This window comes from Bacillus sp. BML-BC051 (assembly GCF_019656175.1).
Lineage (GTDB): Bacteria > Bacillota > Bacilli > Bacillales > Bacillaceae_G > Bacillus_A > Bacillus_A mobilis.
This window is the reverse complement of the sequence record NZ_BPLI01000004.1, coordinates 73,241-99,874: the sequence shown is the minus strand read 5'-3', so window position 1 is coordinate 99,874 and position 26,634 is coordinate 73,241. Positions and strand designations below refer to the sequence as shown.

Here is a 26,634-nt window from a genome sequence, read left to right as displayed (position 1 = left end):
TTTCATTACATATAATGCTCGTAGATATTTAAAATTTTTATATAAAATTGATTGGAGTGAATATTGTAAATGGATGATTTAAACAAATTTTCTTCCTTTAAGTTTGATAAGGATCAAAAGAATATAATCATAGACCTTTTACTCTCAGATATTTTTAATAGGCATGGGATAAATGAAGAAAGGTTAAAAAATTTATCGCCAGAAAAAAAACAGCAAATTAAAAGTATTGTTTCTGAAATACAATCACAGGTTAATAATTATTTAGATTGAAAGGGGGTGAACTTATGGACAAAGCATGCCATACAGATGAAAATAAAAAGTGGAGTGCATTAGATTCTTCAAATCCTCATCCATCTTTTAAAAATGCCAATGTTTCAGAAGCAGCTGCACAAGAAAGTAAAACTTACCAAATTTCTGAAGAATCTATTACAATTGTTGATTCAGCAGATGTAGAAGTTACAACTACAGATACAAAAGCTGCGTTATCTATTCAAGCAGCATTACAAGCAGCTATTGTGGTTATAATAAGTATTTCTATAGCAGATAGTGAAAAAGCTGATCGTGTTGCACAAGAATTGTTTCAAAAATCATCTATTAAACAAGTTAATAAACAAGAAACTGTTATTAGAAATTCTAGAAATGTTACAGTTACGACTACGGATACAGACATAGCAGTAAATGTTCAAATTCTTCTCCAAATTTTATTAGCTTTACTAGTAAAATTAAATATTCTATAAAATATTTAACCTATTTTTTATATATGCTGCTTCTTAGTGATAAATATTCACTGTTTTAATTCTAGTACAGGCTATAAATATTAATCATAACTGGACTAATATTTAACATTGCATAAATAATAATGTAAACAAACAATGTGATGGAAAATAAAGTTTGGTTATTTTTTAAAAAATTTAAAAGCCGTTTCCTTTATTGGATTTGGCTTTTAAATTTTAAATAGTATAAATTTGAAAAGACTATATTGAATTAAAAAATAAAATATATAAATGCAAAATAATTATAAAATCATTTGTGTTATAGAAAGAATAATAAATAGTTAAAATAGAATGATTTTTAGTAAAGGTTCAAGTTTTGAAGAATAGTGCATACAATATAAAGTGTTTTCCTTTCTTCATTTAAGTTTTACGTATATAATTTAAAAGTACTATTTTTTATTTTATTATTTTATATTTATAACAGAATAGAGGTTTAAAAATGGGTGTTAAAATCATTACGGATAGTGCGGCGGATTTACCAGTAGAATTGCTGCAAGCATATGATATTGATTTAATTCCACTCCGTGTATATGATGAAGCAGAAACAGAGTATTTAGATGGAGTTACATTAGAGTCAGTTACATTATTGCAAAAAATGAGAGAAGGCGCTGTTTATAGAACGTCGTTGCCTTCACTTGAAACTTTCCAAGAAAAATTTGTTTCTTATGCAAAAGAAGGTAATCCTTGTATATATTTAGCTTTTTCATCTGAACTGTCTGGTACATATCAATCATCAGTTGTCATTAAAGAGGAAGTAAAAGAAACATATGCGGATTTAGATTTAGAAATTATTGATACGAAATGTGCTTCGCTTGGTCAAGGGCTTGTCGTACTAGAAGCTGCTAAAATGGCGAAAGACGGTGCATCAAAAGAAGATATTTTAAAACGTGTTGATTTTCTAATGAACCATATAGAACATATCTTCACAGTAGCTGACTTACAGTACTTAGTGAGAGGTGGGCGTTTAAGTAAAGTAGCTGGTTTTATCGGTGGTTTACTAAACATTAAGCCGATCTTAAATGTGCAAGAAGGCAAACTTGTACCACTTGAAAAGGTAAGAGGGAAAAAGAAAGTACTAAGCAGAATTGTAGATATTATGGAAGAGCGTGGAAAAGACCTTAAAGGTCAAACAATCGCTATGACTCACGGTGATGATTTAGAAACTGCCGAAGCATTAAAAGCATTAATTACGGAAAGATTCGGCTGTGAAGTATTTATCGTAAATACAATTGGAGCTGCAATCGGAGCACATACAGGACCTGGCGTTATAACGTTATTTTTCTTAAATGAAGTAGAGTAAAGGATTGATCATTTGATCAATCCTTTTTTCTTATTAATCTGTAATAATCGGTCTATATGGTATCGGTGAAGATAATATCATCGAAGTTTTGACTGTTCCAAATGGTATAACGAAATCAATTAATTCCTCTAATTCCTTCATAGAGTGAACCGCTACTTTTAAGTAATAGCTACTTTCACCTGTTACTCGATGACATTCGAGTATTCTATATTCTTCGTAGATTTTCTCCTCAAATTTTTTACAAGGAATCTTTAGATTTTCAATTCTTAAAAATGCTTGAATTGATTTCCCTACTGCATCTAATGATATCCGTGCGGTATATTTCTCGATTATTCCAGTATCTTGTAATCTCTTTAGTCTTTCGGTAACACTAGGACGACTGAGGTGTAAGTGTTCGGTCAATTCTGTAATTGTCATTCTGGCATCTTCTTGTAGTAATAGAGTTATTTTCTTATCAATTTCATCCATGAATTATGCTCCTTTGCAAAATTGAAAGTAAATTTCTTAAACAAATACATAATATAAAACCTTAAGTTAAATTACATACACTTTTGTATATTGAATAGACTGATAACCTTCTATAATTAAAATATAAATGGAGGTGCTTGTAATGTCTAATCATTTTAATGAAACTATTTCTATTAAAAGGGGAACAGCCTTATACGTCGGAGCGGTTTTAGGATCGGGAATTCTTATATTACCTGGTATGACAGCGAGTGTAGCAGAAGGGAATGCGATTGTTTCTTGGCTTGTTATGATATCACTTAGTATTCCACTTGCATTCACATTCGCTTTTTTATCGATTGAGCATCCAAGTACGGGTGGAATTGCTACTTTTTCAGAAAAAGCTTTCGGTAAAAATATAGGTGCTATTATAGGCTGGTCTTTTTATATAGCAGGTAGTGTTGGGCAAATCGTTGTATCTTTGACTGGTGGCATGTATATAGTGAAGGTTTTTACGTTACCATCATATTTTTCGTACGTTATAGCGCTAATTATTTTAAGTATTTCAATTGGTTTCAATTTATATGGGTTACAAATAAGTGGATTGTTTCAAATATGTATAGGTGTATTAACTTTCATTATTTTAATCGTAACAATTATAAGTTCATTACCTTATATTGAAATGAAAAATATAAATGTACATATTTCTATGCAAGAAATAAATCCGATTTTAGATGCATCTTTATTAATTTTTTGGTCTTTTTTCGGCTGGGAAGCCATTGCAAGTTTAGCTTCTGAATTTAAATCACCTAGAAAAAGAAATATTATTTTATCTACGGGATTTGCGATTATAATTATTGGAGTTTTATATATAGGTATTGCATTATCGGTAATTGGAACGAAATCTTATCATATCAATGCTGATAATACTACGGCTCTCGTGCTTGTAATGAAACAAACATTAGGCGACCAATTTGCATGGATAATTGGATTTGTAGCTTTTATCATTTGTTTAGGGACGACAAATGCATTTATCGCAAGTATGGGGCGCTTAGGTTATTCACTAGGAAAAGAAGAAGTTGCACCGCGTTATTTAGCGCATATTAATAAAAAAAGAGAAACACCAACAAATGCAGTAAAAGTTGTAAGTTTTATTGCAATAATAGGTTTGTTAATAAGTTTCGTTTTCCATATTAGCATAGATAAAATTGTTTTAATACCGAATTCGTTAGGGATTGTTACATACATTGTCGGTACTGCGGCTGGAATGAAATTAATAAAGAATAGGTTAGGTAAAATTTTTTCTATAGTAGCTTTTACATGTTGCGTAGTTGTTTACCCTTTTATTGGAGGAGTAGTACTGATCCCAGTAGCCGTAGCATTCATATGTTTATTTTATGTGCGTTTCAGTAGCAGAAGAAAAGAATATAAATAAGAATGCGTTTGTAGAAATCTAAATATTTAAATATATTAAATTTTTTACATTTCGTTTATAATTGTGAGGGTAAATATCTGTAACTATTTGTAAAAATAGGAGGCGGCTATAAAAATGCATGAAATTACTAGGTGGGATTTAGATCGATTGTATCCAATTGAGGATATTGTAACGCCAATATTGAGGTTGAAAGAACAATATTATGTGACAAAAGATGTAGAGATTCTTTCAAAACTTATACAAGCTATTGAAAAAGCAGAATACTATATGTATTGTCGATCTGCTGAAGAAAGTATTTCATCTGATCTTTCTGTATTGACTATTACAGTAAAAGATTTGAAAAGAGAAGTACAGCAAGTAATACAACAAAGTGAAGTGGAAACTTCCGATAATATTAATACTAGGTTAATAAAAGATGAACTTGGTGCATGGGAAAATATGTACATACAATTAAGGGGTAAAATGGAAATAGAGCACGATAATAAGCAATTATCATTTGGCCAAGCAAATAATATTGCAATGAATAGTGATAATGAAAAGGAAAGATTAGAAGTATTCGAGTTATTAACAAGTGCTTTATATAAGGAAAAAGAAATCTTTGCTACTGTATTAAATCAAATAGGGAAATTGCGTAATACAAAGAGTAATGAATTAGAAGATAGAGAGTTTTTAACGCAATCTCTACATGCGAATGGTATTTCTGAAACTGTATTATTACAAATGTGGAATGCGACAGAAGAAAATCTTGATACATTAGTAAGTGCTTTAAACGTGTATAAGAAGGGGGAATCTTCGATTACATGGCATGAACTTATGACTGTAAAGGAAAATAATGAGGTTAATATCCCTTTTTCAGTAGCAGTTCAAAACATATACGATGCGTTTGAAAATATAGATAAAGAATTAGCAGAATTTGCACGGAATGCAATAGAGAGTGGATGGGTGGATGCGGAACCGAGAGATAATAAACCACCGGGTGGATTTTGTGCTCCATTTTTCAGTGAAAAAGAATCACGAATCTCTATGCGTTATGACGGAAGTATCGATAGTGTAAGAGTACTTGCGCACGAACTAGGACATGCTTGGCATTTTTATAATATGAGTTTTGAGCAATCTACTTCTTTTTTAGATGATTATTTGCCAATGAGTACGGCTGAATCAGCGTCTATTTTCTTTGAAACGGTACTCTTAAACTATCTAATTCAAACAACAGATTGTATAGATATGAAAAAGTCATTGCTTAGTTGGAAAATAAGAAACTGTTTTAATTATGTAATGGCAATTCGAGCATCATTTGAATTTGAAAAGAATTTTTATGAAAAATGTAAAGAAGGTCCTTTAAGTGCTGATGAAATCGAGAGGTTATCTATAGTAGCACAAGAAAAAGCATACGGGAATGCATTATTAGAATATCAGCCGTTTGTTTGGATGAAATATGTTCAGTTTTATATAGCAGATGTACCTTTTTATAATTATCCATACACATTTGGGTATTTAGCTAGTTTTAGTTTATTAGAAATAGCTAAAGAAAGTAAAAGTACTTTTCATTTAAAATACAAAGAGTTTTTACGAGAAACAGGAAAAGCTCCAGTGGAAGAGCTTATGAAAAAACATTTTGAAATAGATATAACAAGTTATTCGTTCTGGGATAAAGCTTTTAGACAAATTTCGAAAGATGTTGATAAATATTTGCAACTGATGTAAAGAACGCCTAGTTAAGAAAGGATAAGTAAGATGATTGAGCCATTATGTAATAAAAAAGCTGTAATGATTTTTCAAGAGCTAAAAGTGGAGTGCGAATCTTTATTTGAATTTAAAATTCAAAAAGCAAAACCTATTCATCGTGGTTGGCTAAATTTGAAATGGAAACTCGAAACGGATGCAGGATCATTTGTATTAAAGCAATATAATAAAGAACGATACAAAATGTATAACCCAGAACTTTTAATACAAGCGTTACATCAACAACAAAGATTACATAATAATGGTGTATGTTGTCCGAAGCTTCTAACTTATAAAAATAATGTAATGCATACATCAAAAAATAATGAAAGATTTATAGTTTTAGAACATAAAGAAGGTAATCTAATTTCACCAGGAAAAGTGAATGAAAAGGAAATCTACTCTCTTGGTAAGACAATAGGTCAAATGCATAATTTGTTAAATGATGGCTCTTTAATAGAGGGAGAAAACCCTAAATTTGTTCCGCCTACTAAAGAGGAAAGGTTGAAACATTGGGAAGATAAAAGGAAAGAAGCAGAACAGTTAGGAAAAGAACATATTCTCTCCCATATAAAATTGCAGCAAGAAGCAACACAATTAGTAAATATAGATCAATTTTATAGTAGTAAAAAAGGATGGGTGCACCGTGATCTATGGGTAGATAATTTCTTATTCCATAATGATGAAGTCTCAGCAATTCTAGATTTTGATCGTATGGATTATGATTATGTAGAGTTGGATATTGGGCGTGCGGTTATATCTTGTGCCTTACATGATGGAGTATTAAATAAGAGTCTTGTTGCATCATTTTTAGCCGGATACCGTAATAAATTAGACTTTCCAATAGGGAGTATTGTTCGGGCAATTCAAATGCTTTGGTATATGGAGAGTACATGGTGGATTCATACTAATATGGATCTGAATAGTGTACCACCTTCACGTTTTGCAGATGAAATGAATTGGATAGCTGAAAATTATAGTGCATTACATAATATATTGGCAGACTTATAAGAAAAAAGGAGATAACATTCATGAACAAAATCGGCATTATTGGAGCAATGCAAATCGAAATAGACTTACTTTTAGAAAAACTAGCTATACAAGAAGAACAGACGATTGCGGGAATGCCTTTTTACATTGGCGAATTCATGGGAACAAAAGTAATTATTACACGTTCTGGTGTAGGGAAAGTAAATGCAGCCGCATGTACGCAAACATTAATTCATAAATTTGATGTAGATGCTATCATCAATACAGGTGTTGCTGGCGGATTACATCCAGATGTAAAAGTTGGTGATATCGTTATTTCAACGAATGTTACCCATCATGATGTAAGTAAAACTCAAATGAAAAACTTATTCCCGTTCCAAGAAGAATTTAATGCAAGTAAGGAATTAATAGAGTTAGCACGTACAGCATGCAATAGTAGTAGTTTACATATGGAGATTCATGAAGGAAGAATCGTCAGTGGTGAATGTTTTGTTGAGGATTCAAAACTAAAAGCGAAATTAATAGACGAATATGCGCCGCATTGTACAGAAATGGAAGGCGCAGCAATTGGACATGTTGCGCACATAAATGATATACCGTTTCTCGTTATACGATGTATTTCTGACAGTGCAGATGATGAAGCTCAAATTTCATATGACGACTTCGCGAAAACTGCCGCAAATTATTGTTCAGAAATTATAGTTGAGATGCTGAAAAATATATCGAGTAATACTTATAGTTCAAAAGGGGAGAATGACATGTTACAAGCATTAATTTTTGATATGGACGGAACGTTATTTCAAACAGATAAAATTTTAGAATTATCGTTAGATGATACTTTTGATCATTTGCGTTCATTACAATTATGGGATACGGTAACACCTATTGATAAATACCGTGAAATCATGGGTGTTCCGTTACCGAAGGTTTGGGAAGCTTTATTACCAGATCATTCTCTTGAAGTAAGAGAACAAACAGATGCATATTTTTTAGAAAGATTAATTGAAAATATTAAGAGTGGAAAGGGTGCATTATACCCATATGTAAAAGAAATCTTTACATATATAAAAGAAAATAATTGTTCAATATATATTGCTAGTAATGGTTTAACTGAATATTTACGAGCAATCGTATCTTATTATGATTTAGACCAATGGGTTACTGAAACATTTAGTATTGAACAAATAAACTCACTTAATAAAAGCGACTTAGTAAAAAGTATTTTAAACAAATATGATATAAAAGAAGCAGCTGTAGTTGGAGACCGTTTATCTGATATACGTGCAGCGAAAGATAATGGCTTGATTGCGATTGGATGTAATTTTGATTTTGCACAAGAAGATGAACTTGCTCAGGCGGATATAGTAATAGATGATTTATTGGAGTTGAAGGGGATATTGCCTGAAGTAAAGAATAAGCATGTTACGAATTGAATAAAGTAACAATCATAAAAATGCTCAGAATAAATGATTCTTGAGCATTTTTATGTATTTTCAAATTAAGGGGGAAATCAATTGAAAGATATACATATTCAACAAATAGAAGATTTAATGATATATGAACACGATTATCTTGTCCAAGAAAGCAAAGAAGAAGGATTTCATTTCCTAATAAGACTTATAAGTGAATATGAAAATAAAATAAACACGTTTAATAAAACTGGTGAATGTTTATATGGTATTTTTCAAGGGGAAAAGTTAATTGGAATAGGAGGGGTAAATGAAGATCCATATACAGAAAACAATAAGATTGGTAGGGTAAGGAGATTTTATATTGCAAAAGAATACCGAAGGAAAGAAGTAGGGAGGTTACTGTTATTGCGAATTTTAAGCGATGCGAAAAAATATTTTAATACTGTTGTCTTGCATACAGATACAGAACAGGGAGACAAATTTTATACTTCAAGTGGATTTGTGAAAGGGACAAAATATGTAGGAGCGAGTCATTATGTGTACATATATAAAAGGATTTAATTATTATTTATCTCTTCTATCGGAACTTTTGTTCTATTTTTAGGTGGATGGGTGGTATAATTTATATGAATCTACTATTAGAATGGGGAATTGGATCATGGGAGAAAATAAAATTATTAATGATTTCAATGAATATTCAATTTGGATAAATACATTGAAAGGTATGAAAGAGGAATTGTGGGTGGCACCAATATCAGAGGGGAAATGGACTGTTGGTGAGATCGTATCTCATATTATGAACTGGGATGACTATCTATTACGTGAGACATTATCATCAGTGCGAGAAGGACAGGGAATGGAGTTTCCTGATTTTGATACATATAATAAACTAGCATCTAATTATGCTAAATCAGGAATATCTAAGATGAGACTTCTTGAAGAAGCAAAAGCTAAGAGAGAGTTACTCGTAAAAGAACTTAGATTACTGCATGATGAAAAACTAAAGAAACCTTTAACAGCCAATGGAGTATCACACTGTCCTCATACTGGAACGCCGTATTCTCTTATTTATATTATTAAAGAATTTATAGAGCATGATAACCATCATAAAAGACAGATTATTCATTTTTTAAATGAAAATGCAGTTGCTAACTGATAAAGAAAGATCCCACAAATGATATTTATGGGATCTTTCTTACATTATAATTTAACATTCATTTCTTTCAATAACCCCTTCGGATCACCTTTCACATAATAAAAGTGCGGATTATTTTCATCATCGTAAAGCATAATATAAGGTTTTTGATTAAGTGGTAGAAGAATAAGTACTTCATCAATTGTTGTATGTAACCATTGATTTGTAATAGAAATTGGTTTAGATAATGGGATTTTTATCATGTGACCATCTTTTGGAACGACGTTTAAATTTTTGAACGGGCCAGTAATGGATTTAGCATATTGAACAGCTTCTTTTTGAATAGCTGGATCTAAAGATTGTTTTTGAACGACCATTTCTTTTTGACAATCAAATACTTCAATTTGTTGATTTGTATTTGCGAACACATTTGTTGATAATAAGAAACAAAGAAGAGTAATGACCCCAATTTTTTTAATCATAATACAACACCTCGTCTTTACTATACCCTTAAAAGGTTCAAATATTTTTCTGTCACATTGATGTAACAAAGAAGTTGTATAATACAATTGGTTTTGTTTAAAAGCAATGGAGGATAATGTATGAGAGTATTAATCGCGGATGATGAACAAGATATGTTAAGGATTTTAAAAGCTTATTTTGAGAAAGAAGGCTTCGACGTTTTATTAGCGAAAGATGGGGAGGAAGCACTTCAAATATTTTTTGATGAAAAAATTGATTTAGCTATTTTAGATTGGATGATGCCGAAACATAGTGGTATTACTGTCTGTCAAGAAATAAAAAAGAATTCAAGCGTAAAGGTATTAATGCTTACGGCGAAAAGTGAAAGTGAAGATGAATTAGCAGCGTTTCAAAGTGGGGCAGATGAATACGTAAAAAAACCATTTCATCCAGGTGTACTCATTACGCGAGCGAAAAAGCTAATACAGCATGATGATGTCATTCAAGTTCAAGATTTGAAAATAGATTTCACTAAAAATAAAGTTTATAAAAATGACAAAGAGTTAGATATTACAAAAACAGAGCTAGAATTAATAAAGTGTTTTTTAAATCATAAAGGCATGATTTTAACTCGTAAAAAATTGTTAGATATCGTATGGGGATTTGACTATTTTGGTGAAGAGCGAACTGTTGATACACATGTAAGAAGATTACGTAAAAAAGTAGGAGAAAATATCATAAAGACGCACCGCGGGCTAGGATATAGTTTGGAGGAGCAGAGTGAATAAACTTGGAAAAAAGCTATTTCTCAGCATTTCTTTAACTGTTATTCTTATTTTTACAATCTCTTTATTATTAATTAACTATCTTTTACCGAAATATAATATTTACAAAACGCGAGAAAGCTTAGAAGGTATTACAGCACAAATACAGTCCATACCGAGTAAACAACTGGATGAAGCAATTACTAGCATTGAAAATGAAGGAAATGTTACGATTGCGTATACATCCATAAAAGACTCAGAAGATCATATTAATGATGAATTACGAATGCAACTTTCAAGGAAAAGAGTTGCGCTTAATAAACTTTGGATTACTAAAGAAGAAATAATGAAAGTAAAGCACTTCGGGCAATCGAATAAAATATATGATCAAGAGAAGATGAAATCTAGCTTTTTTGTGAAATACATTGCGAAAGAAGATATGTTGATTTTAGTAGGGGTTTCGATTGCACATTCTAATGAAGTAATCAAAACGTTAAATTCATTTTATTTGTACATTTTAGGCATTACGATTTTTCTCATTATCGTACTTGTATGGATACTTTCAACTACAATCACTAGACCATTGAAAGAGTTAAGTGAAGTGGCAGAAGATATTTCAAATTTGAAATTTGAACGAGCGAAAGTGAAAACAAATGATGAAATAGGAGAATTAGCTAATAGTATTAATGTCATGAGTGATAAACTACATGAGGCACATGAAGATTTAACAGATCGAAATGAACATTTAAAACGATTTATGGGTGATGTGACGCATGAATTAAAAACTCCAATCGCATTAGTAAAAGCATATTCTATGGGAATAAAAGATGGTTTAGATGATGGTACATACATAGATACTATTATTAAACAAACGGATCACATTTCGAACTTAATTGAAGAGTTATTACGATTTTCTAAACTAGAGAGAGATGTTTTACAAAAAGAACAATTTTCTATCGTATCACTAGTCCAAAGTATATTAGATAAACATAAGATTGAACTGGAATCGAAAGAAATTGATTTGCATGTGAACTATAATGTTGGCGATGCAATTATTTATGCAGATATAAATAAAATGAGAATGGTGTTTCAAAATTTAATATCTAATGCGATAAAATATACAGCAAATCAACATATAAAAATTACTTTAGAAGAACGAAATGACAGTGTATATTTTCAAATCCAAAATGGTATGAATGTAGAACATATAAAAGATATCGATAAAATTTGGGAACCTTTTTATGTCTTAGAATCTTCTCGTAGTAAAGAACATTCCGGCACAGGACTAGGCTTAGCGATTGTGAAAAGTATTTTAGAAAGACATGGTTTTGATTATGGAGTCTATACAATAGAGGGAGATATACGATTTTATATTAATATGAAGAATGACTAATTCAATACTATTAGAAACATCGTCTATTATTAGGCGATGTTTTTTATTGATTATATGAGAGTAGTAAATCAGAATAGATAACCTCGAAAGCTCGTTTAAAGGGTGTTCTACTAATTTTTCAAGTAATTGCATAAATTATAAACTGAATTTTCAGTAATTTTGTTGTATAGTAAAAAGGAGACATATATGGGGAGGAAAGAATATGGGGAAAAAGAAAATAGCAATTACATTATCGACAATCGTATCTTTATCAGTCACATCAGGAGTTTCTAGTATGACTGCGTATGCAGACAAGAAAGAAACAAACTACATAAATGAGAATGACGTGAAGTTAAATGGGAAAGTTGCAGAAGGACTACAATCGAATACGAAGATCGAATTAGAAAATGGGATGACAAAGCCGATTTACTCGCTTGATGAAGCAATTATCGAAAATCTATTTGTAGAGACGGAAGTTGATAGTGATCGAGATGGAAAAAAGGATCGTGTATCAGTAAAGGTTATGCGTCCAAAAACAGATCCTAATGTGAAAGTGCCCGTTATATATGAAATGAGCCCATATCGAGCTGGTTTAAAAGATGTACCTGTATATAATGTAGATGAAGAATTGTATGCGTATGAAGGTAAACCGTATGGAGCTGTTAATCTTGGTTCATACGGCAATTATTATGTGCCAAGAGGCTATGCAGTCATTTTAGGTGAAAGTATTGGAACAGGAAAATCAGATGGATGTCCGACTACTGGAGACGAACAAGAAATATTAGGGACGAAATCTGTTATTGATTGGGTGAATGGACGTGCGAAAGCATATACAGAAAATGGTGAGGAAGTTAAGGCTGATTGGTCAACAGGAAATGTAGGTATGACAGGAGTATCTTATAATGGTACGTTACCGAATGCTGTTGCGACGACTGGTGTTGAAGGTTTAAAAACAATTATTCCAATCGCAGCGATTAGTAGTTGGTATGATTATTATCGTGCAAACGGTGCAGTCATTGCGCCAGGTGGATACCAAGGAGAAGATACAGATAATATGGCAGAAGCAGTACTAACAAGAGAAAATCCTGAAGTTTGCGGACAAGTAATAAAAGAGCTAACAGCTGGACAGGACCGGAAAACTGGTAATTATAATGATTTTTGGGATAAGCGTAATTATGTAAAAGATGCTAAAAATGTAAAAGCAAGTGTATTTGTTGTTCATGGTTTAAATGATTGGAATGTTAAGACGAAGCAGTTCGCGCAATGGTGGGATGCACTTGGAGAAAATAATATTCCTCGTAAAATGTGGTTACATCAAGGTGGACACGGTGGGACATCAACGAATGACTGGCAAAGAACACAAAATAAATGGCTCGATTATTGGTTGTATGGAATTGAAAATGGAATTATGAATGAACCAATGGTTGATGTACAACGTGAAAATAAAACTTGGGAAAAATTAAAAAACTGGCCGGATCCATCAGCTGTGCCGTCAAAAGTTCGTATGTATTTAAGTAACAAAGCAGTGAATTTACCATTAAGTATGGGCTCTGCAAATAAAGTTTTCTCATTCGTAGATGATGCAAAATTGAAATCAAATCAATTAATAGCAAACCCAGAATTAGAAGTGGCCAATCGTTTAGTGTATACAATGCCAGTATTACAAAAAGATATGAGAATAAGCGGGACACCAAAGATTTCAATTACAGGAAATATTGATCGTCCTGTATCAAATTTAACAGCATTACTTGTTGATTATGGCGGAGCAAAGCCTGAAATTGTTACGAGAGGTTGGATGGACCCACAAAACTTAAATAGTATAAAAGATTCAACAGCACTTAAACCAGGTAAAGATTATACATTTACATGGGACATGCAGCCAGATGATTATGTATTTAAATCGGGGCATCAAATAGGGGTTGTTTTACTCGCTAGTGACTATGATTATACAATTAGACCGAAAGCTGGAACGAATCTTACGGTAAAATTAAGTGAAGTGACATTGCCAATTGTGAAATAAATAGTTATGGATAAAGAGCTTACTGCATAGTAAGCTCTTTACATTTTGAAATAGGAGTTTAATTTGAATTTTTATTGGTAGATACAAAAATGCTTACAATAAATAAAAAAATGGCATTTATGATCAGTAGGACACTAAAGGTAAGCCCCGCAAAACCTCCAGCAACTCCATCTCCTACTTTTTCACCAAATACGTGCAAAGCGGCGAAGAAAACAATGGGGGAAGAAAGAATGAAAATACCACTGGCTATTTTCCATATTCGTGGATAGCTCTTTGCTATAATGAAAATCAGTATATTAAAAGAAATAAGAAGAAAAATAAACCCAATTAATGAATTCATCATATCCTCCTTTCAGTATAAGTCTGAATTTTCATGTATTAATTTCGTATGGAATATTATACAATATAATTATATTTTATGGAAAGCGAGTGATATATTATGACAGTCAGCTCTTTCGAATCTTTATTAAAAATAAAGGTACAGGAAGATTAATTGAATGAAAATCTTCCGTACGTAAAAAACGGGGGAGAAAATAAATGTTTAGTTTTTATAGTACACTTTGCACGGAACTTTATGATTACACAAAGCCTGTCGGTTATTCTTTAAATGGTGATATTGAGTATTACGAAGAACGTTTAAAAAATTGTAGGGGAAGAATTCTCGAAGCGGCAGTAGGATCAGGGCGTGTCATCATCCCACTTCTTGAAGCTGGTTTTACAGTAGATGGGATAGATTATTCACCTGAAATGCTAGATTCTTGCCGTATACGGTGTAAAGAGAGAGGATTACATCCTAATTTATATGAAGGAAGTTTACAACAATTTTCACTGCCACATAAATATGAGGCAATTATCATTCCTACTGGATCTTTTTGTTTAATTGAAAATCGTACAGATTCTATAAATGCATTAAAATGTTTTTATGAACATCTTAATCCAGGTGGGCGATTAATCGTAGATATTATGCTTCCACATGATTGGAAGACTGGGGAGATTCATACATCGACTTTTTCTTTACCGAGCGGAGACGGAATTACATTAGAAAATAAATCAATTGAAATAGATTGGCTGAACCAAGTTACTCAATCATATTTAAAATATGAAAAATGGAGTAAGGGACAGTTAGTACAATCAGAACTGCAACGCTTTGCGGTGCGCTGGTATGGAATAGACGAGTTTAAACTTCTGTTAGAAAGTATAGGTTTCTCTAATATTACTTGCTCTGCTGACTATGTTTATGGAAAAGAACCGTCAAATGCAAATCAAATGTTTACTTTTGAAGCAGTGCGAAACGAAAAATAAAGAACTATGTATGAAAACAAGGCAATCGATACAATATCGATTGCCTTATTTTCATTTGTATATTACTTACATGTTATTACGTTTTCATTGTCCAAGCAACCTTCTACTAACTACATATACTACTTATATTAAAGGCAGTCACTATTTTAAATAGAACTGTTATTCTTCTATAAATGATAGTTTAGAGCAGTAGGGGGGATAATATTGGAAAACATAGAACAAGGAAGAATTGAAAATCAAGTGTATTCAAATCGTGTAGTAAGATCTGAATTTGATGCAAATTGGGAAACATGTATATCAAAAAGTGGTTATGTAATTTATGTAGCAACAAGTAATAATGCTGAGGTAATAGTACTTCTTGCAGATGGTTCAAGTAAATTATTAATTTTTGAAAAAGGCGGTAAAGTAGTAGTAGGTGGCGGTGGTACAAGTCATTACAGTAAGCCGCATATTGCAAGAAATATTTAAGATTAATTGAGAAGAAACCTATAAGTAACATAGAAAAAGCATTTCCTATTTCGAGAAATGCTTTTTCTATGTTATAGTATAATAGTGTTTTGGAACAGTGTTATTTTAATATACCTCAAGTTTTGTTGTGTATTATTTTTATATTAAATTAGTTGCGTAAGTATTTTTTTATATAAGGAGTAATAATTAGGAGAAATGAAAAATATAGACTTTATACTAGAAAGTGATGAGGCATTAAAACCGTCTGAACGATTAGTACTATTATTATTAGAGAAGCATAGAATGTTATATACGAACGATCTATTAGCATTATCTAATTTATCATATAAAACATTAACGGATTCATTAACGGCGCTAGTTTTAAAATCATATGTATTAAAGGAAACAGGTAAGGGAAGAAGACAGAATTGTTATAGATTAGTATGATAAGACTGCTGATTTTAGAGAGTTCGTACTAACTTTTTTCAAATGTAAGGAGAAATATTATTTTTATTTTCAAATGAAAAACACTCTGCGATGCGCGCTTAAATATTTAGATTTCATTTTTGTTAATGATAATTCTATTAGTGTAAAAATAGAAAAATAAAATAAACTGCATAAAAAAGAAATAAAAAAACAATCCGTTTTAAAAATGGATTGTTTTTTTATTGGAATAATATTATTTGAAATGTTGAAAGTATGAATGATTATTCTACTTCGCTTGTATACTTTTCAGGTAATAATTCCATTACGTTACATTTTACAAGTTCACCATTATAAGAAAGTATAACTTTCGTATTTTTTCCATAATCACTTATCAATTCTCGACACATACCACACGGAGCAACAACCCAACATTTTTCTATATCTTCATGGGGGTGTGGGTGAGCAACTGCTACAATGGTATCAAATTCATGATCGCCTTCTGAAATAGATTTTCCAATTACCATAGCCTCACCACACACTGTTATTCTTCCGACATTCGCTTCAACATGCACTGCTGCATAAATATTACCTGTTTTAGTTCTTACAGCTGAACCGATATGATGACGACCATATTTATAGTTTTTTTCAATTACTTTTTCAGCAGCTGTAATTAAATCATAGTCCTCGCTATTTAAAGGTATTACTTTTAACATAATTTCTCCTCCGTATTAAACAAGATTTTTTTATTTTAACAGAAAATTTTAATATTTAAAATAAAAGATGGTAATCAGTCAGATAATATTATTATGTAAACTGTTGTTTTGACAGGAATATATAATAATCAATAGAATTTATAGAAGAGTATGCTTAAATATTTGAAAGATGGGAGATTATTATGGGAATTTTAGAATCAATAGTACAAGCTGTTATAAGTGGTAATAAGGAAGAAGTGGTGGTCTTTATAAAGAAGAATCCAAGTGCTGTTAACGAATTTAGTGACGATGGCTGGACTTTACTTCATTTAGCAGCTTATTTTGGACAAAAAGAGTTAACGAGTTTTCTTTTAGAAAGCGGAGCAGATATACATAGTAGAGCAAAAAATGAAAATGAAAATACACCTTTGCAAGCGGCAATCGCGAATAAACAAAGTGAGCTTGTTGCTTTCTTAATTGAAAAAGGATCAGATGTAAACGCTATACAAAGCGGAGGTTGGACAGGTTTACATGAAGCAGCATTATTAGGAAGTGAAGAAATAGTTATATTACTTCTTGAAAAGGGAGCTAGTAAGACGATTAAGAAAAATGATGGAAAAACAGTATATGATATTGCATTAGAAAAAGGATATGATCACCTTTTACATTATTTAAAACAGGAAGCGAACGTATGATAAATAAATGGAGCGTAGGCATATTTTTATTTAATGATGTAGAAGTGTTAGATTTTGCAGGGCCATTTGAAGTTTTTTCTGTAACTGAAGCGGATGAAGAAAAACCATTTACTGTTTATACAGTTAGCCAAAATGGAGAAATGATTACAGCAAGAAACGGATTAATGGTAAAGCCGGATTATAGTATTGAAGATTTACCACCAGTTGATATTTTAATCATTCCAGGTGGTAAAGGCGTTAGGGAAAATGAAGTGAAAAATGAAATTATAATTAATTGGGTTCGTCAGCAAATGAAAGAAGTAAAGCTAATGACTTCAGTTTGTACTGGTGCGCTATTACTCGCGAAAGCCGGTTTACTGGAAGGTTTAAAAGCAACAACGCATTGGGCTAGTATTCAAACTTTCAAAAAAGATTTTCCGAATGTAGAAGTAATGGAGAATGTGAAATTTGTAGATGAAAGACACATTATTACTTCGGCAGGTATTTCAGCTGGTATTAACATGTCATTTCATATTGTCAAAAATTTGTTAGGTGTGAAGATTGCTGAGGAAACGGCCAAAAGCATGGAATATGATATTGATTTACAAAATTAAAAAGCCCGATTTGGGCTTTTTTATATTGAATGTATATAGGTAAGTGCCGTAAGAGTTGATCTATAATCCAACTTCTAATTCTGAAGCAGTAAGTCCAGTTTTATCGAATGTACGACAATACATTTTTTCTCCTTGTAAGCATGTTATAACAAGGAGAAATTTCGTATGTAAAAAAACTCTTCTACAATAGTAGAAAAAGAATAACAGAAACTACTATTTTATGGCAGCATACATAAAAAAAATCAATGCAAATATGGAAATGTCGTCGAATGCTATCTTTAATTGGTTAATTTGTGAGATATTTTTGTGAAGGAGCTTATTTTATAAGGATAGAATTACAGTTAGTAAGAGATCATGCCGATGGTAGTGAAAAAATATGTGTTAGGGGGATTTCATAATGAGGAAACTCAAGCGAATAAATGTTCCTAATATACAAGAACAACTATCACAGTCTAATGAGAATCGAGCAATTAATAAGAAGAAACTAAGGCGATTTATATTCATGTTTATATTTATTGCGGCGGCTACTTTGTACGTTCAATTTATTTTAACGAAACAACAAGAAATAATCGTGGAAAAAAAAGATACAATAACGAATCAAAAGAAACAATTAGTATCTTTAAAGAAAGATAAAGGCTCTTTAAAGGCTAACATAGAAAATTTAACAGACGATGAGGAAGAAATTTTGAAGTTTGCGAGAAAAGAATATCAATTTTCAAAATCAAATGAAACTATATTTGTGTTGCCGAAGTAGTGTAATAGAACAGTTAGCGATAGCTAACTGTTCTTTCATGTATTAATGGCATGGTACAAGAAACAATTACATATTGTAAAAATGAAGAGTTTGAGCTGTTTTTATACTTATGGAATATATACGAAAATAAATGTTGTTAAAATTCTGTCAATTGTATTATAATACAAGGTAAGCGGATACATTTTTTAATCAACGTTGAGTTTATCACTCATACGACTATTAAGAAAACCGTTATCCCGTATTAGAAAGGAAGATAGCTGTGTACGCTTCAAATACAATTTATGTCGTAGGGGATGCGAAAGCACCTCAAAATAATCCTATTACCGAAAAGTTCAAAAGTTATTTTGTAGCATTTGTACTTGTTAAGGAAACTGGGGAAATTGTAGATGCAGATTGCTCAGCGACAATTGCATTAACATCTCAATTCGTTAAATATTTGTTTCTACATAAAAATATTAATGATCCAACGTTAGTAATGGAAATAAAAGATCGTTATTTCGGTTCGTCTCAAAAGGCACTACTTGTAGCGTTAAAAGATGCACAGAAAAAATATAATCAAATTGCTGCTTTGTCTACACATTCCTAGACAAAATCCAGCCGTAAGAATCTTCTTATGGCTGGATTTTTTTATTTCACATTAATCTCTTGCATTGAAAGTAAGTGAAAGAGGAAATGAATTGTACGTAAAAACATAATTTGTTTTTAAAGATTAAAGTTCCACTTTGTTAGACAACGAAAGGATGAACAAAATGAAAATTACAGATGTAAAAGTAAATCGTAGACGTGTAAATCTTCATACACCATTTAAAACGGCGCTTCGTACTGTAACCGAAATAGAAAGTATAGATGTATATATTCATACAGATGAAGGGATTGTTGGTAAGGGTGCTGCTGCTGCAACACCAGTTATTACGGGTGATTTCGCAAGTGGGATTGAAGAAGTAATTTTAGGGCCGATGCGTTCCTGTTTAATTGGTAAAGATATCGTTCAGTTTCAGCAGTTACTACAGCACATTCAAATGAGTTGTATTGGAAATCCAAGTGCGAAAGCGGCAGTAGATATCGCTTTATATGATGTGTATTGTCAATATCAAAACGTTCCACTTTACGCATTATTAGGCGGGAAGAAAGAAATTCACACAGACATTACGGTGAGTGTAGATGAGCCTTTCGTTATGGCAAAAGAGGCGAAGCAACATGTAGAAAAAGGATTTCAAACTTTAAAAATTAAAGTGGGGAAATCTGCTCATTTAGATTTAGAACGTATTGAAGCAATTCGAAATAGTGTACCAAAAAATACGACGTTACGATTAGATGCAAATCAAGGGTGGAATCCAAAAGAAGCGGTTACGATTATTAAAGAGATGGAAAATCGTAATTTAAATATCGAATTTATTGAACAACCTGTTCATGCGAAAGATTGGGATGGGTTAAAGTACGTCAGAGATCATGTACAAACGCCTATTATGGCAGATGAAAGTATATTTTCAGCAAGTGATGCATTGAAAATTGTTCAAGGAGGATATGCAGACTTAATCAATATTAAATTAATGAAATGTGGTGGCATACGTGAAGCGTGGCGTATTGCAGATATCGCTGAAACAGCGGGTGTAAAATGCATGGTCGGTAGCATGATGGAATCTTCCACTTCCGTTAGCGCTGTAGCCCATTTAGCAGCTGCACATCCTAATATTCATTACTTCGATCTAGATGCACCGCTTTGGTTAATGGAAGAACCGGAAGGAATGACGTATTCAGGGTCAAAGGTAAACCTTCAATCGACAGTGAATAGTAAATCTTAGGAGAAGAGACTAATAAACTATCTTTTAAGGGGGATATTTATGAAAAAAGTAGGAACTGCATTTTTAACAACTTTATTTATATTTTCATCGTTTACATCAGCACATGCTGAAGAGAAGAAAGATAGTAAGGCGTTTATCGATGTATCTGCCGCAACACTTTGGACCACGCCTGATTCATTACGGCAAATTGATGCACCGAGTGCTACAAATCCAGTTGATTTGTGGAAGTGGACGAAATCAATGACGCTTGATGAGAAACTTTGGTTAACAAATGCAAATAAATTAGAAACGCAAGCGCTATTAGGTCAAGAAGTAACAGTTGTGGATAAAAAAGGAGACTGGGTGAAGGTGTTAGTCCATGGTCAGCCGACACCTCGAAATGAAGAGGGCTACCCAGGATGGATGCCCGAAAAACAGTTAACATATAATCAAGAATTTGCTGATAAAACAAATGAACCTTTCGTATTAGTAACAAAACCGACAGCCATTTTATATATAAATCCTTCTGAAAAACATAAATCACTTGAAGTGAGCTATAATACGCGATTGCCACTACTTAGTGAAGATACGGTTTCATACCGCGTGTTGTTACCGAACGGACAGAAAGCTTGGCTACGAAGAAATGATGGCACAGTTTACCGTTCGCAAAATGATATTCCAACTCCAGCGGCTGATGATTTAATAAACACTGGAAAAATGTTTTTAGGATTACCTTATATATGGGCTGGTACAAGTGGCTTTGGATTTGATTGCTCTGGATTTACACATACGATTTATAAATCACATGGTATTACAATTCCGCGGGATTCAGGTCCGCAATCGAGAAATGGAGTTGCAGTTGATAAAGAACATTTACAAAAAGGAGATTTAATCTTCTTTGCACATGATCAAGGAAAAGGTAGTGTTCATCATGTGGGGATGTATATTGGTGACGGAAATATGATTCACTCGCCGAGAGCTGAAAGATCAGTAGAGATTATACCACTAAATACACCAGGATATATAGAAGAATACGCTGGTGCTCGTCGTTACTTACCTTAAAAAGTAGAGGGGGTTTTCAAATGAAAAAAGTTGTTCGTTACTCATTAGTTAGTACTTTATTAGCTTCTTCGTTTTTAGTTGGCTGCGCAAAAGAAAAAACAACGACAAAGCCGAAAGATGAGAAAAAAGTATTACAGTTATTAGAAACAGGTGAAATTCCGTCTTTACATTCAGGGAAAGTAACAGATGCGGTATCGTTTAACGTGTTAAATAACGTAATGGAAGGATTATTCCGTTTATCGAAAAATGATGAAGTGATTGAAGCCGGAGCACAAAAATATGAAGTGAGTGAAGATGGGAAAACATATACATTCCACTTGCGTGATGCGAAATGGTCTAACGGAGATCCAGTAACAGCACAAGATTACGTATACGCTTGGAAGCAACTTATTAATCCAGATACTGCTTCTCAATATGCATACATTGCATACGATGTGAAAAATGCAGAGAAAATAAATAAGAAGCAACTAGGGTTAGAGGAATTAGGGGTGAAAGCGAAGGATGATAAAACATTCGTAGTAGAGCTAGAACATCCTGTTCCGTATTTTACGAAACTACTTATTTTACCGTCTTTCTATCCAATTAATGAAAAATATGCGAAAGAACAAGGTGATAAATATGGATTAGAAGCAAATAAAGCGGTATATAACGGGCCGTTTACATTATCGGAGTGGAAGCATGAAGCGAGTTTTACAATGAAGAAAAACGATAAGTATTGGGATAAAAAAGAAGTAAAGCTAGATGAAATAAACTATCAAATTGTAAAAGAAATTTCAACTGCGGTAAATTTATATGAAACAGATAAAGTTGATAGAGCTGTCATTTCTACAGAATTCGTAGATAAATATAAAAATAATAAAGAACTTAAACAATATACAGATCCGGTTATGTACTTCTTCCGATTCAATGAAAATGTACCGATTCTTAAAAATAAAAATGCACGTCTTGCGCTAAGTACAGTGTTTGATAAGAAAGGACTTGCGACTTCGTTTTTAAATGATGGTTCGGTAGCAGCGAACTATTACGTACCTAAAGGGTTCTTAAAAGGCCCTGATAAAAAAGACTTTAGAAGTACGGCAGGTGAGTTTAATAAGACGGATGTAAAACAGGCGAAAGAATATTGGGAAAAGGCGAAGCAAGAAACAGGTACAAATGAAGTGACGCTGGAGTTATTAAACTATGACTTAGAAAACTTCAAAAAAGTAGGAGAATACATTAAAGAAGAGTTAGAGAAAAACTTACCCGGCTTAAAGGTAAATGTAAAATTACAACCGCATACGCAAAAACTAGCGTTAGAGAAGAAGAAAGAATATGAAATGTCACTATCACGCTGGTTACCGGATTATCCAGATCCAATGACTTACTTAGAAGTATTCCTTTCTGGAAGCAGTGTGAACAATACAGAATATGCAAATCCGGAATATGACGCTTTAATTAAGAAGATTAAAACAGAATTAGGTAATGATGAAAAAGCTCGTTGGAAAGCAATGCAAGATGCTGAAAAAATGTTACTTGATGATGCGGTTATTGCACCGGTATTCCAGCGCGGACTATCTTACTTACAAAAACCATATGTGAAAGACTTATATGTACATCAATTTGGACCAGCAACAAGTTTAAAGTGGGCAGATGTACAAAAATAAAGGATGAGAAAACAGACTCCATGTGTGTGGTAGTCTGTTTTTCTTATGTAAAGTTATATAAATTGCTCGTGGTATAAATTACTAGTCTGTAAACAGAGATTGGAGGGAAATGATGTTTAGGTTAAAAGAAAGTAATAGGTACTCATGAGGAAACTAATTATAGAAGATGTCGATCAATTTTATAACATTTTAAAGAAAGAAGTTATTGGTAAGTAGAAAAGTGGATGAAACTGATGGAATAGAAATTATGTATCTACTTGATCCGGAATATTGGGGGAATGGATATGCATCAGAAGTAGCGAAAAATTCCATTCAATATGCAATAGAGCTTATGTGTGTAAAAAGAATAATTGGTAAGGTGATAATAGTAAATAGGGATGGATTTCAATGCATAAAAGTGACAAAAGCTAACGTAAAGAAAATAAGTTGAAAATAAAACAGGTATAGTGTAAAATTACACTAAATAAAACATAAGTTACTTTCAGAGGTGAAGGAATTGAATAAAGAGCTTACAATCGAACTCATATCAACAAAAATAAAGTTAATTCGTACGGAGAAAGGATACACACAGGATAAAATGGCTGAAGTTCTTGGTATTTCAAAAAAAACGCTCGTTCAAATTGAGAAGGGACGAACAAATGCAGGGTGGACCAATACCGTAGCAATTTGTGCATTGTTTAGGGATAGCGAGGTTTTACAGTCTAGTCTAGGAGATGATCCATTAGTAGTCATTGCAACTTTAGCGCATAAAAACATGAACAACACCAAACAGAAAACACTGGGAGGAAAAGTCTGGTGGAAACAGATTCAAGAAAAAGGGAGCTTTCGTTTACAACAAAATCTAATTAGTCAGCATTATCGTATTTTAGATAAACAAGATTATCGTTGGTTTAACTCGTTTGATTTAGAAGAAGCACTTAGTCACCTTGAAAAATTAGTAGCAGATTCAGAAAATCAATAGACTACCATGACCCAAAATAAATTGGAGGAAGTTACATATGCTCATATTAAGTCTTCTTTGGATACTATACACACCTTATCTCGTATTATGCGGATTTGCGGGTGGGATTTATTTAATAATAACAGGGGGCAAATATCATAAATTACTCGTGAGTATTATGGGATTACTCAGTGTTTCCTTTGTGGTACTGCCCTATATTTTTTGGGGGCTAGGCGTTGAGGGTAGCCAATATCTTGACATCCCAACCGAGTTATATTGGATCCTATTTTCTTTAACTGGGCTACTATCAGGGCTTATAGGTTTACAGTCAAAAATCAAAGGCATACGCAATATGGGATTTATTATTTTTACTAGTGGAATAATTGGAGTCTTTTTCTATTATTTAATGTCTGTACCTGATTCTATGTATATCAGATAGTTTTTTCTAAATTCGACTTATCTACTACTATATGATACTGAATTTAAAAGGATAATAATAAAAAGAAGATGCTATAGCGTCTCTTTCCAACCACTTGGACATTTGTCTAAGTGGTTTATTTTTTATAAAAAACTGTTTATAGATAAAGCGGCTAAATCTTTACATAACAAGCCCCGATGGTCGAAGGATTAACAAGATTTGTTGAATATGGGGAGTTAGAACAGAAAGCGAGGTTTTGCATATAATCATGATGTTGATTATAGTGGACGTACCTTATCTTATTTTGAATTTAATATAGCTCCTGATGAATTATAGACATTTTATATGTTTTTTCATGTCTTAATAATAAAATTATTACTAAAATTCCAGTGTGAAATTTATGTAGAATCTTGTATAATTAACGTGTTTCTATGGAAACATTTTCTTGCGCTATTTATATAAGACTTAATAGAACAAGGAAAGAAATACATACATGTATATAATAGATAAATAGAATGGAACATGTATAGAGAAAAAGGAGAGAAATGATGGCGTGTCAAAAACAAGGGTTACAATTTAATGGCGATAGAAAGAGGAAGAGACGATGAAAATGAAGCATGCTTTTGGTCCGATAATTTTAGCGTGTGTGCTTTTTTTCATTATCATACTCATCCCATCGAAAAGTTTAGTATCACTTATTAGTGATAAGAAGGTAGAAGATGCGGCAACCTCCTTACAAAAAGAAAAATTACAAGGTGTTTTCTTACAGCAAAAAATGTTAGAGAATTCACAGTATTTGCCGATGTATGGTTCATCTGAATTTTTACGAATGGATGCATATCACCCATCTAATTACTTTAAAGTAAATCCGGCAGGTTTTACGCCATATTTAATGGGGGTTGGCGGTACGCAAAGTTTAGCTCATATATTAAATATGACGTCTACTATGGATGGATTAGAAGGTAAAAAGGTGGTCTTTGTTTTATCACCACAATGGTTTACAAAGACTGGGGTATCACAGGGGGATTTTACGAACAATTTCTCGAAGCAACAAGCATATCATTTTATTTTTAATGATAAAATAAATCTTGAAATGAAGAAGCAAATTGCGAAACGATTATTAGACTATAAAGTTGTTCAAAAAGATGATATATTAAAAAATTCATTAGAAGGTATTGTATATAATGATACGAACCATAACATAAAAGCAGGTATAGTCAAACCACTTGCTTATATGCATCGAAATATTTTAGATCATAGAGATTTATTTAACTCCTTATTTAAGATTGAGCCGATGAAAGAAAAAACAAATATGGGATTACGTTCGATTTCTTGGGTAGATGCACGTAAACATGCAGAAGAAGAAGGGAAAGCGGAATCTACTACAAACAAATTTGGAATTGAAAATCCGTATTACTATAAACATAATTTAAAGAAAAAATTAAAAGGTTTAAAAAACTTTAGAGCAAATGAATCGTATGAAGAATCACCTGAATATGATGACTTACAAATTGTTTTAAATATTTTTAAAGAGAAAAATGTCAAGCCACTCTTTATTTCTGTACCTGTAAACGGACCATGGTATGATTACGCTGGTTTCCCTAAAGAGCGTCGTGAAGTGTATTATAAAAAAGTTCGGGAACAAGTTGAGAATGCAGGATACCCAGTAGTTGATTTCTCTGGCCATGAATATGATAAGTATTTCTTAAAAGATACAATTCATTTAGGTTGGAAAGGCTGGATTTACTTTGATGAAGCAGTACAAAACTTTTATACTGAGAAATAAGTATGGAGAAAAAGGAACGGCTATAAGCTGTTCCTTTTTTAGTATAAAGTATTTTGATGTGGGCAATTCGGGAAGGGATGTATATCTTGAATTTGTCTAAAATCATAATGCTTCATTGCGAATTGAGCTTGATAAAGGTATTCATATACATATAATTGACCATCATGTGCTGAACATAATACACCAGAAGTACCTTGCCCGTTCATGAAAGAAATGCCGATAGGGCGTCCGATTAAGTATTGTATTTTTTGTTGCCAATGCATAGG

At 32.3% G+C, this 26,634-nt stretch carries 30 protein-coding genes and 1 pseudogene; 26 read left to right on the top strand and 5 right to left on the bottom strand.

Annotated elements, in window-relative coordinates:
- Positions 1-69 precede the first annotated feature (69 nt).
- The 3 genes from K5S59_RS01660 (at position 70) to K5S59_RS01650 (ending at position 2,073) form a co-directional block, all read left to right on the top strand.
- On the top strand, positions 70-270 hold the full coding sequence (locus K5S59_RS01660) for a hypothetical protein (protein ID WP_060487103.1): 201 nt from the start codon (positions 70-72) through the stop codon (positions 268-270).
- Between the two features lie 14 nt (positions 271-284).
- On the top strand, positions 285-737 hold the full coding sequence (locus K5S59_RS01655) for a spore coat protein (RefSeq protein WP_097891924.1): 453 nt from the start codon (positions 285-287) through the stop codon (positions 735-737).
- A gap of 475 nt (positions 738-1,212) precedes the next feature.
- Positions 1,213-2,073, top strand: a complete 861-nt coding sequence (locus tag K5S59_RS01650; RefSeq protein ID WP_098259355.1) for a DegV family protein — start codon at positions 1,213-1,215, stop codon at positions 2,071-2,073.
- A 33-nt stretch (positions 2,074-2,106) separates the two neighbouring features.
- On the opposite strand, the gene K5S59_RS01645 is transcribed toward K5S59_RS01650, so the two are convergent.
- Positions 2,107-2,541, bottom strand: coding sequence for an Lrp/AsnC family transcriptional regulator (locus K5S59_RS01645; RefSeq protein WP_098259354.1), 435 nt, complete (start codon positions 2,539-2,541; stop codon positions 2,107-2,109).
- Positions 2,542-2,683: 142 nt separating this feature from the next.
- Here K5S59_RS01645 and K5S59_RS01640 point away from each other — a divergent pair, with 142 nt between their 5' ends.
- The 6 genes from K5S59_RS01640 to K5S59_RS01615 all read left to right on the top strand — a co-directional run bounded on the left by K5S59_RS01640 (position 2,684) and on the right by K5S59_RS01615 (position 9,232).
- The gene (locus K5S59_RS01640) at positions 2,684-3,952 is read left to right on the top strand and encodes an APC family permease (RefSeq protein WP_098872699.1); all 1,269 of its coding nucleotides are present in this window, start codon (positions 2,684-2,686) and stop codon (positions 3,950-3,952) included.
- A gap of 114 nt (positions 3,953-4,066) precedes the next feature.
- Positions 4,067-5,656 carry a M3 family metallopeptidase gene (locus tag K5S59_RS01635; protein ID WP_000544518.1) on the top strand — a complete coding sequence of 530 codons (1,590 nt, stop codon included), beginning with the start codon at positions 4,067-4,069 and terminating at the stop codon, positions 5,654-5,656.
- A 30-nt stretch (positions 5,657-5,686) separates the two neighbouring features.
- Complete coding sequence (locus K5S59_RS01630) at positions 5,687-6,685, top strand: phosphotransferase (RefSeq protein WP_098258106.1); 999 nt, start codon at positions 5,687-5,689, stop codon at positions 6,683-6,685.
- Between the two features lie 20 nt (positions 6,686-6,705).
- A complete protein-coding gene (locus K5S59_RS01625; protein WP_120450347.1) occupies positions 6,706-8,097 on the top strand; it encodes a 5'-methylthioadenosine/adenosylhomocysteine nucleosidase in 1,392 nt (463 codons plus the stop codon).
- A gap of 81 nt (positions 8,098-8,178) precedes the next feature.
- Positions 8,179-8,637, top strand: coding sequence for a GNAT family N-acetyltransferase (locus K5S59_RS01620; protein ID WP_120450345.1), 459 nt, complete (start codon positions 8,179-8,181; stop codon positions 8,635-8,637).
- A gap of 97 nt (positions 8,638-8,734) precedes the next feature.
- The gene (locus K5S59_RS01615; protein ID WP_098872694.1) at positions 8,735-9,232 is read left to right on the top strand and encodes a DinB family protein; all 498 of its coding nucleotides are present in this window, start codon (positions 8,735-8,737) and stop codon (positions 9,230-9,232) included.
- Positions 9,233-9,276: 44 nt separating this feature from the next.
- Here the strand turns inward: K5S59_RS01615 and K5S59_RS01610 are convergent, their stop codons facing one another.
- Positions 9,277-9,693: a hypothetical protein gene (locus K5S59_RS01610; RefSeq protein WP_000591785.1), complete on the bottom strand. Its 417-nt coding sequence runs from the start codon at positions 9,691-9,693 to the stop codon at positions 9,277-9,279.
- 120 nt (positions 9,694-9,813) lie between these two features.
- Here K5S59_RS01610 and K5S59_RS01605 point away from each other — a divergent pair, with 120 nt between their 5' ends.
- From K5S59_RS01605 to K5S59_RS01595, 3 genes are all read left to right on the top strand, one after another.
- Complete coding sequence (locus K5S59_RS01605) at positions 9,814-10,461, top strand: response regulator transcription factor (RefSeq protein ID WP_120450344.1); 648 nt, start codon at positions 9,814-9,816, stop codon at positions 10,459-10,461.
- On the top strand, positions 10,454-11,830 hold the full coding sequence (locus K5S59_RS01600) for a sensor histidine kinase (protein WP_120450342.1): 1,377 nt from the start codon (positions 10,454-10,456) through the stop codon (positions 11,828-11,830). Before K5S59_RS01605 ends, K5S59_RS01600 begins: the two co-directional genes overlap by 8 nt.
- A 202-nt stretch (positions 11,831-12,032) precedes the next feature.
- Positions 12,033-13,829 carry a Xaa-Pro dipeptidyl-peptidase gene (locus tag K5S59_RS01595; RefSeq protein WP_120450340.1) on the top strand — a complete coding sequence of 599 codons (1,797 nt, stop codon included), beginning with the start codon at positions 12,033-12,035 and terminating at the stop codon, positions 13,827-13,829.
- Between the two features lie 58 nt (positions 13,830-13,887).
- Here the strand turns inward: K5S59_RS01595 and K5S59_RS01590 are convergent, their stop codons facing one another.
- The gene (locus K5S59_RS01590) at positions 13,888-14,172 is read right to left on the bottom strand and encodes a hypothetical protein (RefSeq protein ID WP_120450338.1); all 285 of its coding nucleotides are present in this window, start codon (positions 14,170-14,172) and stop codon (positions 13,888-13,890) included.
- A gap of 194 nt (positions 14,173-14,366) precedes the next feature.
- Between K5S59_RS01590 and K5S59_RS01585 the strand changes: the two genes are divergently transcribed.
- The 3 genes from K5S59_RS01585 (at position 14,367) to K5S59_RS01575 (ending at position 16,025) form a co-directional block, all read left to right on the top strand.
- Entirely contained in the window at positions 14,367-15,131 is a 765-nt protein-coding gene (locus K5S59_RS01585) for a class I SAM-dependent methyltransferase (protein WP_120450336.1), read from the top strand.
- A 204-nt stretch (positions 15,132-15,335) separates the two neighbouring features.
- A complete protein-coding gene (locus K5S59_RS01580; protein WP_088082008.1) occupies positions 15,336-15,599 on the top strand; it encodes a hypothetical protein in 264 nt (87 codons plus the stop codon).
- 195 nt (positions 15,600-15,794) lie between these two features.
- Complete coding sequence (locus K5S59_RS01575) at positions 15,795-16,025, top strand: hypothetical protein (protein WP_000789031.1); 231 nt, start codon at positions 15,795-15,797, stop codon at positions 16,023-16,025.
- Positions 16,026-16,285: 260 nt separating this feature from the next.
- Here the strand turns inward: K5S59_RS01575 and K5S59_RS01570 are convergent, their stop codons facing one another.
- Positions 16,286-16,717 carry a cytidine deaminase gene (locus tag K5S59_RS01570; RefSeq protein WP_000921703.1) on the bottom strand — a complete coding sequence of 144 codons (432 nt, stop codon included), beginning with the start codon at positions 16,715-16,717 and terminating at the stop codon, positions 16,286-16,288.
- Between the two features lie 182 nt (positions 16,718-16,899).
- Between K5S59_RS01570 and K5S59_RS01565 the strand changes: the two genes are divergently transcribed.
- The 11 genes and pseudogenes from K5S59_RS01565 (at position 16,900) to dltD (ending at position 26,368) form a co-directional block, all read left to right on the top strand.
- Positions 16,900-17,391, top strand: a complete 492-nt coding sequence (locus tag K5S59_RS01565) for an ankyrin repeat domain-containing protein (protein ID WP_000511778.1) — start codon at positions 16,900-16,902, stop codon at positions 17,389-17,391.
- Positions 17,388-17,984: a DJ-1/PfpI family protein gene (locus K5S59_RS01560; RefSeq protein WP_098258556.1), complete on the top strand. Its 597-nt coding sequence runs from the start codon at positions 17,388-17,390 to the stop codon at positions 17,982-17,984. Before K5S59_RS01565 ends, K5S59_RS01560 begins: the two co-directional genes overlap by 4 nt.
- A gap of 397 nt (positions 17,985-18,381) precedes the next feature.
- On the top strand, positions 18,382-18,738 hold the full coding sequence (locus tag K5S59_RS01555; protein WP_001228723.1) for an FtsB family cell division protein: 357 nt from the start codon (positions 18,382-18,384) through the stop codon (positions 18,736-18,738).
- 259 nt (positions 18,739-18,997) lie between these two features.
- Positions 18,998-19,324 (top strand): DUF3870 domain-containing protein, encoded by a 327-nt coding sequence (locus tag K5S59_RS01550; RefSeq protein ID WP_000271329.1) that lies wholly within the window; start codon positions 18,998-19,000, stop codon positions 19,322-19,324.
- A gap of 154 nt (positions 19,325-19,478) precedes the next feature.
- On the top strand, positions 19,479-20,540 hold the full coding sequence (locus K5S59_RS01545; protein ID WP_120450335.1) for a dipeptide epimerase: 1,062 nt from the start codon (positions 19,479-19,481) through the stop codon (positions 20,538-20,540).
- 39 nt (positions 20,541-20,579) lie between these two features.
- Complete coding sequence (locus K5S59_RS01540; protein WP_000755411.1) at positions 20,580-21,581, top strand: C40 family peptidase; 1,002 nt, start codon at positions 20,580-20,582, stop codon at positions 21,579-21,581.
- A 20-nt stretch (positions 21,582-21,601) separates the two neighbouring features.
- Positions 21,602-23,224, top strand: a complete 1,623-nt coding sequence (locus K5S59_RS01535; RefSeq protein WP_120450333.1) for a peptide ABC transporter substrate-binding protein — start codon at positions 21,602-21,604, stop codon at positions 23,222-23,224.
- Positions 23,225-23,368: 144 nt separating this feature from the next.
- Positions 23,369-23,654: pseudogene (locus K5S59_RS01530) on the top strand (GNAT family N-acetyltransferase).
- A gap of 66 nt (positions 23,655-23,720) precedes the next feature.
- Complete coding sequence (locus K5S59_RS01525) at positions 23,721-24,185, top strand: helix-turn-helix transcriptional regulator (RefSeq protein ID WP_120450332.1); 465 nt, start codon at positions 23,721-23,723, stop codon at positions 24,183-24,185.
- A gap of 37 nt (positions 24,186-24,222) precedes the next feature.
- Positions 24,223-24,603, top strand: a complete 381-nt coding sequence (locus K5S59_RS01520) for an ammonia permease (protein WP_120450330.1) — start codon at positions 24,223-24,225, stop codon at positions 24,601-24,603.
- A 583-nt stretch (positions 24,604-25,186) separates the two neighbouring features.
- Positions 25,187-26,368: a D-alanyl-lipoteichoic acid biosynthesis protein DltD gene (gene dltD / locus K5S59_RS01515; RefSeq protein WP_120450328.1), complete on the top strand. Its 1,182-nt coding sequence runs from the start codon at positions 25,187-25,189 to the stop codon at positions 26,366-26,368.
- A gap of 38 nt (positions 26,369-26,406) precedes the next feature.
- On the opposite strand, the gene K5S59_RS01510 is transcribed toward dltD, so the two are convergent.
- Positions 26,407-26,631 (bottom strand): hypothetical protein, encoded by a 225-nt coding sequence (locus K5S59_RS01510; protein ID WP_098259433.1) that lies wholly within the window; start codon positions 26,629-26,631, stop codon positions 26,407-26,409.
- Positions 26,632-26,634: the final 3 nt, after the last annotated feature.